This is a genomic window from Alloprevotella rava (assembly GCF_014195585.1).
GTDB lineage: Bacteria > Bacteroidota > Bacteroidia > Bacteroidales > Bacteroidaceae > Alloprevotella > Alloprevotella rava.
The window spans coordinates 1-11,502 of record NZ_JACICA010000021.1 but is presented as its reverse complement, the minus strand read 5'-3'; the positions used below and the strand labels follow the sequence as shown (position 1 = coordinate 11,502).

General features: G+C 45.9%; 12 protein-coding genes. All 12 read right to left on the bottom strand.

Going from position 1 to position 11,502, the window contains the following annotated elements; all coding sequences use genetic code 11:
* Positions 1-851: IS982 family transposase (locus FHS60_RS10155; protein ID WP_183698147.1), on the bottom strand; the 851-nt coding region annotated here is incomplete at its 3' end.
* Between the two features lie 520 nt (positions 852-1,371).
* Entirely contained in the window at positions 1,372-2,238 is an 867-nt protein-coding gene (locus FHS60_RS10150) for a F0F1 ATP synthase subunit gamma (protein ID WP_009346587.1), read from the bottom strand.
* A gap of 10 nt (positions 2,239-2,248) precedes the next feature.
* Positions 2,249-3,832, bottom strand: coding sequence for a F0F1 ATP synthase subunit alpha (gene atpA, locus FHS60_RS10145; RefSeq protein ID WP_183698145.1), 1,584 nt, complete (start codon positions 3,830-3,832; stop codon positions 2,249-2,251).
* A gap of 17 nt (positions 3,833-3,849) precedes the next feature.
* Positions 3,850-4,389, bottom strand: a complete 540-nt coding sequence (locus tag FHS60_RS10140) for a F0F1 ATP synthase subunit delta (RefSeq protein ID WP_183698143.1) — start codon at positions 4,387-4,389, stop codon at positions 3,850-3,852.
* A gap of 25 nt (positions 4,390-4,414) precedes the next feature.
* A complete protein-coding gene (gene atpF, locus FHS60_RS10135; RefSeq protein WP_183698141.1) occupies positions 4,415-4,915 on the bottom strand; it encodes a F0F1 ATP synthase subunit B in 501 nt (166 codons plus the stop codon).
* A 23-nt stretch (positions 4,916-4,938) separates the two neighbouring features.
* Positions 4,939-5,190 carry an ATP synthase F0 subunit C gene (gene atpE / locus FHS60_RS10130; RefSeq protein WP_009346583.1) on the bottom strand — a complete coding sequence of 84 codons (252 nt, stop codon included), beginning with the start codon at positions 5,188-5,190 and terminating at the stop codon, positions 4,939-4,941.
* Positions 5,191-5,214: 24 nt separating this feature from the next.
* A complete protein-coding gene (gene atpB / locus FHS60_RS10125) occupies positions 5,215-6,273 on the bottom strand; it encodes a F0F1 ATP synthase subunit A (RefSeq protein ID WP_183698139.1) in 1,059 nt (352 codons plus the stop codon).
* A 6-nt stretch (positions 6,274-6,279) separates the two neighbouring features.
* On the bottom strand, positions 6,280-6,675 hold the full coding sequence (locus tag FHS60_RS10120; RefSeq protein WP_009346581.1) for a hypothetical protein: 396 nt from the start codon (positions 6,673-6,675) through the stop codon (positions 6,280-6,282).
* Between the two features lie 28 nt (positions 6,676-6,703).
* The gene (locus tag FHS60_RS10115; protein ID WP_009346580.1) at positions 6,704-6,949 is read right to left on the bottom strand and encodes a F0F1 ATP synthase subunit delta/epsilon; all 246 of its coding nucleotides are present in this window, start codon (positions 6,947-6,949) and stop codon (positions 6,704-6,706) included.
* A gap of 11 nt (positions 6,950-6,960) precedes the next feature.
* On the bottom strand, positions 6,961-8,496 hold the full coding sequence (gene atpD, locus FHS60_RS10110; protein WP_009346579.1) for a F0F1 ATP synthase subunit beta: 1,536 nt from the start codon (positions 8,494-8,496) through the stop codon (positions 6,961-6,963).
* An 81-nt stretch (positions 8,497-8,577) separates the two neighbouring features.
* Entirely contained in the window at positions 8,578-9,555 is a 978-nt protein-coding gene (gene pfkA / locus FHS60_RS10105; RefSeq protein ID WP_009346578.1) for a 6-phosphofructokinase, read from the bottom strand.
* A gap of 18 nt (positions 9,556-9,573) precedes the next feature.
* Positions 9,574-10,944 carry an SLC13 family permease gene (locus FHS60_RS10100; protein WP_183698138.1) on the bottom strand — a complete coding sequence of 457 codons (1,371 nt, stop codon included), beginning with the start codon at positions 10,942-10,944 and terminating at the stop codon, positions 9,574-9,576.
* Positions 10,945-11,502 lie beyond the last annotated feature (558 nt).

Here is an 11,502-nt window from a genome sequence, read left to right as displayed (position 1 = left end):
TATGCAGCTATGCCAGCTAAAAGGTTAACGATGAAATTAGAGATACTTCTATGGCGTGTGTGAACTATCTGTGCAATGTTCTTCAACATATCATTAATAGTCTCTATGATACTTCTCTTGCGAAGCATGATTTTATCATGCGCATCCATTAATCTGTTCTTCATATTAGTTCGTATTCCTGTTACGATGTGCACACCTCTATCAAAGAGTGAAGCAAACAGTGATTGAGAGATATAACCTTTATCAGCATATAATTTTCCAAACAAATCCTTCGTCAAATCGTTGAATACTTTTGGGTTACGGTCGTCTACATTGGCTCGGGTTAGAGCAAAATTGAGTAGTTCACCTCGTTCATTACACAAAAGATGAAGTTTGAAGCCATAGTACCATCCCATAGTACTTTTTCCTTTTTGAGCGTACCCTTTGAATACGCGATTACGGGATTGTCTCTTGTTTTCGCACACTGGAATACGTGTAGAATCGATAAAGGTTATCCCTGTGCATTCTCCCATTAATCCCAGTTTGAGAAAGAGCAAGAGAGGGATTGCAACACGAGGCATACGCTCAACAAAGCGTGTATAAGAGAGTAGATTGGGAAACTCTTTTTTTAGTTCTCGGCAAACATAGAAGAGATAGAAATGTTTGAAATTCCGAAATGTATTGCTGTGAAACAATATAAGAATTGTGATCATTTCAGCATCACTCATTCGTCCTTTTCTCTTGCGATGTTTTGGACTATTGGCAGAGGGATTTGAGAGCGAAAGAGAGGTTTTGTTCAATTCTAAATGATATTCTTTGCAGAAATCATCTGCAATACAATAGATTTCCGTAACTTTGCTGACAAGTTTCATGAGGATTGTTATTTTGTTATATGATTGATTTTCAACAGTAAATATACAAAAAACAATCCTCTTTTTAGGCTTTTATTGAAACTTTTTTGAGGAAAAAGAAGTACTGCTTATCCCGAATTGGGGTTAATTGTATTTTTAACTGCAATAAGGATATTTTATCTGCTAGTATAGATTTGTGTGAGTTGGTTTTATGAAAATAAGGCAACCAAGGTTCTTCTTAAGCCAAAGAGCACACTTTTGTTTGAAAAATGTGTCCAATAAAACGCGGATAATTTCATTTATTCCTGCTTCTGATGAAAGGGGGGGGCTTACACACTTTTTAGGACAGTATCTATTTCCCAATCAAGAAAAGGGACTTACGCCGCTCAAAGCTTTTGAAAATTTATGTACATTTACCGTGCGTTGGGGGCACATTACCATTTCAGCCTGCCAAATGTCCATTACGCCTAGATTTATGAGAAAAAGAAAAAGCGCATCTAATCGTTGTTAGATGCGCTTTGGGGAGAGTGTGTAAGCCTCTTTATTGCATACTACCGCCGACAATGTCGAGCAATTCTGCTGTGATGGCATATTGACGTGACTTGTTGTATTGCAATGTAAGATCTCGAAGGAGTTCATCAGCATTGTCTGTTGCAACTTGCATGGCAATAACGCGGGCTGCATGTTCAGAAGCAAGACTATCCAGGAGGGCTGTGTAGAGCTTCAGATGGAGAGCCTTGGGTATCAACTCTGAAATGAGATTCTCTTGAGATGGTTCAATAATGTAGTCCAAACGAGTACCAGAGATTTCTTCAGTATTGGTTTCGAGCTTTACCGGAAGGAATGTTTCCTGTGTGAGAAGTTGCTTACCAGCACTGTGGAAGTGATGATAAATCATCTCAACATGATCGATTTCTTCTGCTGCAAATCGTTGCATGAGTTCTGCTGCTACTTCGGCTGCTGGCACATAAGCAGGGTGCTCCACGATAGAGTCGTAGTCTGTCACTTTGAATCCTAGTTTACGAGCAGCATCTGCTCCTTTTTTTCCAAAAGGATAGATAGCAGTAATCTCTATGCCCTTATTGCGATATTCTTCAACAATACGTGTCAATTCTTTGATGACATTGCCATTGAAAGCTCCACAAAGGCTTGTGTTGGAGCTATAAATAACAATAGCCACACGCTTCACTTCTCGCTCAGTGGAGAAGGGTGAATTGATTTCGCCTTCCATCGAGCTGACGAAAGTAGCCATAATCCGATTCAGCAGCGACTCATAGGGGCGCATACTCTCAATGGCTTTCTGAGCACCATGTAGCTTGGCACTTGCTACCATCTTCATTGCGCTCGTAATCTTTCGCGTTGAATTGACGGATGATATTCGGTTTTTTACTTCCTTTAGAGAAGGCATAGGCTTATAATTATTTATATTGTGCAGCAATATCAGCAGCTACTTTTTCGATAGTTGCTGTTACGTCTTCGGTCAAGTTACCAGCAGCAAGCTGTCCAAGAACGGTCTCTTTATAGTTGCTGCGCATAATTTGAAGGAAGTTGTCTTGGAATTCCTGCACTTTCTCCACGGGTATATTCTTCAGCAAGCCTTGTGTACCGCAGTAAAGGATGGCTACTTGCTCTTCTACGGACATAGGGCTGTATTGCTTTTGAATCAGCAACTCGTTGTTCTTACGTCCGCGGTCAATAGTCATTGCCGTTACAGAGTCCATGTCGCTAGAAAATTTAGCGAAGCTTTCCAACTCTCTATACTGCGCTTGGTCTATCTTCAGCGTACCAGCCACTTTCTTCATACTCTTGATTTGAGCTGATCCACCTACACGGCTCACAGAGATACCTACGTCAATAGCAGGACGCTGTCCGCGGTTGAAGAGGTTCGTATCTAGATAGATCTGACCATCCGTGATAGAGATAACATTGGTAGGAATATAAGCAGAAACATCGCCGGCCTGTGTTTCAATGATGGGCAACGCTGTAAGTGACCCACCACCTTTCACTTGACTTTTCATCGACGCGGGAAGGTCGTTCATTTGCTGTGCAACTTCATTCTGGGCGTTGATTTTAGCTGCACGCTCAAGCAAGCGCGAATGGAGATAGAAAACATCACCAGGATAGGCTTCACGACCAGAAGGGCGACGAAGAATCAGCGATACTTCACGATAGGCTACTGCCTGCTTTGAAAGGTCGTCATAAACAACCAAAGCATGCAGACCGCGATCTCGGAAGTATTCTCCAATGGCTGCCCCTGCAAAGGGGGCAAAATACTGAAGTGCTGCTGGTTCGCTGGCTGTAGCACTAACTACTATGGTGTAGGGCATAGCGCCGAACTTCTTCAGTGTATTTACGGTTGAAGCTACGGTAGAGGCTTTCTGACCAATGGCTACATAGATACAATAAACAGGGGCGCCATTTTCATAGTTCTCCTTCTGATTGATAATTGTATCGATGGCGATGGCTGTTTTCCCTGTTTGGCGGTCACCAATGATAAGCTCGCGTTGTCCACGGCCAATAGGAATCATGGAGTCGACAGCTTTAAGACCTGTTTGGAGTGCTTGATTGACAGGTTGGCGATAGATTACGCCTGGCGCCTTGCGGTCCAGAGGCATCAGGAACTTTTCGCCGCCAATTTCGCTACCGCCATCTAGCGGTTGTCCAAGGGGATTGATAACACGTCCCAGCATATCGTCGCTTACTTCGATGGAAGCCACACGTCCTGTACGCTTTACGCTCTGACCTTCCTTGATGCCTTCAGAGGGGCCAAGAAGCACGGCGCCAACGTTGTCCTCTTCGAGGTTCATAGCCACGGCCATAACACCATTCTCGAATTCGATCAACTCATTCTCGGTAACGTTAGTAAGTCCGTAAATACGGGCAACACCGTCACCAATGGTAAGGACTGTGCCGACTTCTTCAAACTGTATATTTGTATTGACAGCCTGGAGTTGTTGCAGCAGGACGTCAGATACTTCACTGGGTTTGATATTGTTTGGCATGATAGATAATTACTGTATTAACTTAAACTGCGCCGGAGTTGCAGCAACTGTGTGCGCAGACTGGCGTCTAGACGATATGTATCATATTGTAGGATGAAGCCGCCTTCAATTTTGGGGTCTACATTGACTATAAACTCCACATTACTCTTCGTTCGTGCTTCTACCATTTGTCGTAGCTTTTGACTAGTAGATTCACTTACGCTGACGGGGACTGTCAGGCTACCGCGAATGATGCCTTTGCTCTTTGAATATAGAGAACAGAAAGCGAGAGCGATAAAATGCATCATTGAAGCTCTATGGTTGCGGACAACGAGATCCACAAAGCGGCTTGTAGAGTTGCTGGCTTCAGTAGATCCACAGGCTGCACATACAAGAATTGCTGATTTATTTGCATCATCTACCACAGGATTGGTGAGTGTCTGCAAAAGTTCAGGAACTTTCTGAAATATAGCTGCCAGTGTGGTCATTTCCTTATACACATGGTCTTCTTCTTTATTGTCGGTTGCAAATCGCAGGAGCGTCTTTGCGTAACGTGTTGAAATAATTCCAATGTCCATAATTCAAAGCGTTAAGTATGCTTGATTACTTCACATCGTTCAGTATGCGTTGGATGTACAGCTCCTGCTCGTCGTCGTTTTGTAGTTGACGACGAATCACTTTCTCGGCGATTTGCACGGACAGATCTGCAACTTGCGAGCGAATGTCAGCAAGAGCGTTTTCTTTCTCTGCTGCAATTTGTTTTTTAGCATCTTCAAGAAGCTGTTGACCTTCGGTTTGTGCCTTGCCTTTAGCTTCGTTGATGATGTTGTCGCGAGTTGCCATTGCTTCCTTGATGATTTGCGCTTGTTTTTCGTGCGCCTCACGCAGGATCTGTTCGCTCTCGACTTTTATATTGGCCAGTCTCTCATTGGCTTCGCGTGCATTCTTCAGAGATTCATCAATGAAGTTCTTGCGATCTTCTACGGCTTTGACAATGGTTGGGAATCCAAACTTAGCCAAGAGTCCAAAGACCACTAAGAAAGCAAGCAGCATCCAGAACATCAGACCGAAGTCGGGAGTCAGTATGGATGGCATATTCTGCATAATAAATTCGCCGTGTATTATGATTACAAGAAGAAGATCAATACGCAGACAACCACTGCAAAGAGGGCAACCCCCTCGATCAAACCTGCTACAACGATCATGTTAGAGCGGATGTCGTTAGCGGCTTCTGGTTGGCGAGCAATAGCTTCCATGGCGTTACCACCAATTTTACCGATACCGAGACCTGCACCAATGGTTGAGAGACCTGCACCGATAGCGGCGCCAAACTTTGCAATACCTGCTGCTGCAGCAGCTGCCTGTAAAAGAGTTAACATAGTTGTACTTTTAAAATTATTGTTTTATTGAATTATTTTTTTATGATGTTCAGGGTGAGCTAAACCAATGAAGACGGAGCTCAGCATTGTGAAGATGTAGGCTTGTATGAAAGCCACCAATAGTTCTAGACAGTTCATGAAGAGAATAAGCACAAGACTAAATGCTGAGAGCGAGGTTCCTACCCATGCGTTTACTTGGTATGTCACAAAGATAACGCACGTAATGGACAAGATGATGGCGTGTCCTGCTAGCATATTAGCAAAGAGTCGGATCATCAAGGAGAAGGGTTTTGTGAAGATTCCTGATAGCTCAATGACGGGCATCAGGGGCACTGGACACTTCATCCATACGGGCACCTCTGGCCAAAAGATTTCTTTCCAATACTCTCTATTACCTGAGAAGTTGGTAATGAGGAATGTAAGGAACGCTAGCACGAAGGTAATCGTTATATTACCCGTGACGTTGGCACCACCTGGGAAGATAGGTAACAATCCCATGAGATTTGTTACAAGGATAAAGAAGAAAACCGTTAGCAAATAAGGTGCAAAGGGTCTGTAATTCTGTTCTCCAATACTAGCTTTGATGACATCGTTGTTTATGCTCATTACCAGCACTTCTATTACACCCACAAAGCCTTTGGGAGCACCTTGTCGCAAGTCGTGTTTTTTATACCAGCGAGCGCAGGGAATAAAGACAAGTAGTAAGATAAAGACGTTTATCCATATTTGTACTACGTTCTTTGTAATAGAAAAATCCCATGGGCGGTCGTCAAAACCTTGTTCAAAGATTTTGCCTTGGCGTTCATGGTCGATATAGAATCCGTTGTAGGTTGCGCCATGTTCCAATTTCTCAGAAGAGAACACCTCCCAGTTGCCTTCGTGATGCTTCACGATGACGGGTAGAGGGAAGGAGATATGGTGGCCTCCCCAGGTTGTTATATGCCAGTCGTAGGTATCGCTCATGTGTCCCAATACGGCTTCTTTAATGTCGATGGGTTTATCTTTATCCACGGCACACGAAGTCATACTAAAGGTCAGTATGAGTATTCCCACGAGGAGTCCTATGCTTCGTAAATGTTTCATTTCTTATCAGTCTTTTTTTCTATGATATTCCACCATCATAAAGTAGGCAGAAGTATAGATGAGCGTCACAAAGAAGAACACGATGACGTTGATAGCAAAGAGGAGCACGTTTTGGCAGCCGAGTAGTCCATAGATAATGATGATCATTGCTATCACCAATAGTCGTACGACTTTCATAATCAGGTAGTATCCCGTGATGGCTTTACTATTTGTTTTGTGTAGCCACGCTCCAGCAGATATTTCCAATGCTGTTAGGACAAAGAACAGAATGCCTACGAGTGTAATGGGGGCAAGTTGTTGCTGTGCCTGCGGTCCTTTCAAATGTACCTCTAAGAGGAAAAGTATTGGGCCTAAGAAACAGAGTATGAGTCCATAAAGGCCTATTACTTTAAGGAAGTGCATAAGAGTTGTCTTGTGAGTTCTTACTATGTTATTTATTGCCGTTGACTTCTACGCAGATGGACACCTCGTTACGGGCCACCTCGATGAAACCTCCTTTCACATGGAGTTGGAAAGGTGTTGCACCGCTTACGTTCACCACACCCTCCGTGAGATTGGAGATGATGGGTGCATGGTTGTCCAGTACCTCGAAGGTTCCCATCCCTCCAGGTACGACGACGCTTTGGACTTCGTCTTTGTAGAGAGTTTTCTCAGGAGAAACAATCGTTACACGCATGACTATACTGTTTAAGCGTTAGCTTTTTCGAGAATCTTCTTACCCTTTTCGATGGCGTCATCGATGGTACCGACATTAAGGAATGCCTGTTCGGGGAGGTAGTCCACTTCGCCATCAATAATCATATTAAAGCCACGGATAACTTCTTCGATGGGAACCATTACGCCTGGTACGCCGGTAAACTTCTCTGCCACTGTGAACGGTTGGCTTAGGAAGCGTTGTACACGACGTGCGCGGTTCACCGTCAGTTTGTCTTCGTCTGAGAGTTCGTCCATACCGAGAATAGCAATAATATCTTGCAATTCGCTGTATTTCTGAAGAATCTGTTTTACACGTTCAGCACACTCGTAGTGATCTTTACCCACGATATTGGGATCAAGGATACGGCTGGTTGATGCCAGAGGATCTACAGCGGGGTAGATACCCAACTCTGTAATCTTACGGCTCAATACGGTGGTAGCGTCCAGGTGGGTAAACGTCGTTGCGGGTGCGGGGTCGGTCAAGTCGTCCGCAGGAACGTAAACGGCCTGGATAGAGGTAATAGAACCATTTTTTGTAGAGGTGATACGCTCTTGCATCGCACCCATCTCGCTTGCCAGTGTCGGCTGATAACCTACAGCAGAGGGCATACGGCCTAACAAGGCACTCACCTCAGAGCCTGCCTGAGTGAAACGGAAGATGTTATCAATAAAGAAGAGGATATCGGTTTGCTTACCTTCTGCTGCACCGCTATCACGGAAGCTCTCTGCGATAGAGAGTCCCGAGAGGGCCACAGAGGAGCGCGCACCTGGAGGTTCGTTCATCTGACCATAAACGAGCGTTGCTTGACTCTTAGCCACTTCGTCGTAGTCCACTTTTGAGAGATCCCACTCGCCGCGTTCCATGGCATCTGTAAACTCTTTACCATATTTGATAACGCCCGACTCGATCATTTCTCTGAGCAAGTCGTTACCCTCACGCGTACGTTCACCAACACCGGCAAAGACGGAGAAACCATCGTGGCCTTTGGCGATGTTGTTGATAAGCTCCATAATAAGCACGGTCTTACCTACACCGGCACCACCAAAGAGTCCCGTCTTTCCACCTTTCGAGTAAGGCTCTAACAAGTCAATAACTTTGATACCCGTGTAGAGGATTTCGGAGCTCGTTTTGAGTTCGTCAAAATGAGGTGCTTCGCGGTGAATGGGGTAGGCAGTACCTTCTTTCGTTACCTCACGCAGACCGTCGATGCTTTCGCCCGTCACGTTCATCATGCGGCCTTTGATCTGTTGGCCAGTAGGCATTGTGATGGGGCTTCCTTGTGGGCGAACTTCCATGCCGCGGCGCAAGCCGTCGGTATTGTCCATAGCTACGGTGCGAACGGTGTCTTCACCGATGTGTTGCTGTACTTCGAGCACGATTGTGCGACCATCGTCATGCGTCACTTCGAGCGCCTCATGAATCTTCGGCAGCACTTCGGCTGCTGGGCGACCTTCGGTGTCGAAGAAGACATCCACGACGGCTCCGATAATCTGAGAGATACGTCCGTTTGTTAGGGTATTGTTCATTGATTTGATTTTATTAGATTCTTGTGCTGCAAAAATACATTTTTTTCTTAATAGATCAAGTTTTCTACTTGTCTTATCTCCCTATATACTTAAATCGTCGAGAACTTTTATCAAATTACGATCAATGGGTTTCTTCTTTCTCACGGCGTCAACAAAGGGAACGTAGACTAATTCGTTGTTGCGCACACCCACCATCACGTTGCGTTGCCCTTGCTTGACGGCTTGGATGGCTCCCACGCCTGTCAAGCTCGCCAGAATGCGGTCATGAGCGGAGGGACTACCGCCGCGCTGGAGATGTCCTAAGATACTCACACGCACATCAAATTCGGGGTATTCTTTATTCACACGTTCTGCATAATACATGGCTCCGCACTTGGGGCTTTCGCTCACAATCACGATACAGCTTTTCTTGCTTTTGCGAATACCACGTTTCATAAATTCGATGAGTTGGTCGGAATCGGTGGAGTCTTCGGGGATAATGGCGGCTTCTGCACCGGCTGCAATCGCGCTATATTGTGCCAAGAAACCGGCATCGCGCCCCATCACTTCCACAAAGAAGATGCGCTCATGGCTTGTGGCTGTGTCGCGTATTTTGTCCACACATTCTTTGATGGTATTCAGCGTGGTGTCGTAACCGATGGTAGAATCTGTTCCCCAGAGGTCGTTATCGATGGTTCCGGGCAGTCCAATGCAAGGAAAGTCGTACTCGTCGGCCAGCAGCATGGCGCCTGTCAGTGAGCCGTTACCGCCAATCACCACCAAGGCGTCGATGCCTTCCTTTACCAGAGTGTCGTAGGCTTTCTTGCGTCCTGCAGGGGTGGTAAACTCTTTGCTGCGAGCGGTGCGGAGGATGGTGCCACCGCGCTGTATGATACTACTCACATTCTCTGTCGTAAAAATCTGTATGTCGTCGTTGATAAGGCCGTCATAGCCACGGTAGATACCTTTTATTTTATAACCATTACTAATGCCGCTGCGCGTCACAGCGCGGATAGCGGCATTCATGCCGGGAGCGTCGCCGCCTGAGGTGAGAATTCCGATACAACGTATTTTTCCCATTTCATTTGTTTTATTGAGTTAGAAGATGTATGTTGTCAGAGCAAACACTGCACCGCCTGCCACTGCACCTATGAGCACCTTTACAAAGATGTGTCTAACATACCATCTTATGCCTACGCCTTCCATTCTCCAAAGGGCGTAGCCTGCTGTGGTTCCAATAAAGAGGAGGCTTCCGCCCATCGCTGTGGTATAGCTGAGCCACGGCCAGAAGTTGCCGCCAGGCTGAAAAGGGACTGCAGTATTGGAGGCAAAGAAGCCTACGTTGAGAAGGAGCATTGCTACATTGTTGAACACCATCGACGCTGCACCGGCTATTATTCCCACAAGGTAGTAGTCCTTGCCGTGTTGCGTGGCCCAGGTGGCAATGCAGGGCAGAAGACCACTCTCGCACACTGCACTCACACTCAGTGTCAGTCCAACGAAGAGGAGTATGTTTTGCAGCGTTTGGTATTGTAGGGCGATAGGACTACGTTTACCTGCCATTAAGCCGCTGGAGAGGAGTTTATGGTTGTAGAATTCGTTAACTATCCACAATACGCCCAACACACACAGTGCGCCACTAAATGAGGGCAGGTGAGTGATGCGGTGGTAGGTGGGGATAAACCATAAACCACCGATGCCTACAAGGAGCATCAGCGCGCGTTGCCAGAGATTGAGGGTGGAGTCGTTTCCGCGAAAGGGAGGTATGGAGCGTACCAGGCGCACATGAGTCGGGAGCGACTGTTGTACAAGCAGCGTTGTCACTCCCGCGGCTACCAGGCAGGGGAGCACCATTATCATGCTGTAGTGGGTGGGCGTGATAAGTCCTTGGTTCCACAGCGTCAGACTCGACACGTCGCCAATAGCGGTGAATGCGCCGCCGCTGTTGGCCGCCACCACAATCACACTGCCAAAGCGCAGTCGGCTACGTTCGTCAGCTACTATGCTGTGCATCACAGCTAGCATGAGGCATATCACCGTGAGGTTATCGAAGTTGGCGGAGAGCACAAAGGTCAGTCCGACCACTGTCCATAGAAAGCGGCGCGGTGAGCGCGTACGCAACCACACATGAAGAAAATCGAAGCAACCATTGTTATCGAGCACTTCTGTGATGCTGAGCGTGGCTAGCAGGAAGAATACGACCGAAGCGGCATCGAGAAAATACTTGAAGAAAATGTGTTCGGCAATAAAGTCTTTCACTAGACTGCTATTGAGCGGCGTGCCGTTCAGGAAGGTGAAAAAAACTGCTTCGTGCTGAGCGAGAACGAAGTCGGTACCGTAGCAGATATACAGCACCCAACATACCACGCCAACAAACATGGCCACTGCAGCTTTGTTGATATGGTGAATGATTTCCGTGGCCATCACCACGAGTCCCAAGAGAAAAAGTGTAAGGATTCCGATTTCCATACAAGATTATTCTTTTGCAATTTCCTGCAAAAATAGTGATTCTTTTGCACTTAGCACACATTCTCTCAGTTTTTATTTTTGTGTAGGATTTGCCTTCCCTCCTCTCGGCTTATAGCGCAGAAGGAATCGGGAGGGGATGAGAGTGTAGGTTGATGTGTTGCCATATAAGTATTTGGTAGTTAGCGTTAATCTTTCTTTTTATGTATATTTGTTAGGATGTCTCTTCTCGTACCATCCATTTTCCAGTTTGCGGATGATGCGCAATTCTTTTTTATGTCCTTTGCGATCGTAAGCATAGAGCTATTTTTGAGATAGCGGAGAAGGGCTGTCCCGGGATGTTGTAGGCCTTCATCAGCTGCCCCATGTGGTTGCTATGAAACTTATCGGCATCAGGTTGAAGAGATGGAGATGCTTGGTGAGGTTGTGGTCTTCGGGGGAGTTCTATCACTCCAATTCGAGATAACCCCAATTCGGGATAAGCAGTACTTCTTTTTCCTCAAAAAAGTTTCAATAAAAGCCTAAAAAGAGGATTGTTTTTTGTATATTTACTGTTGATAA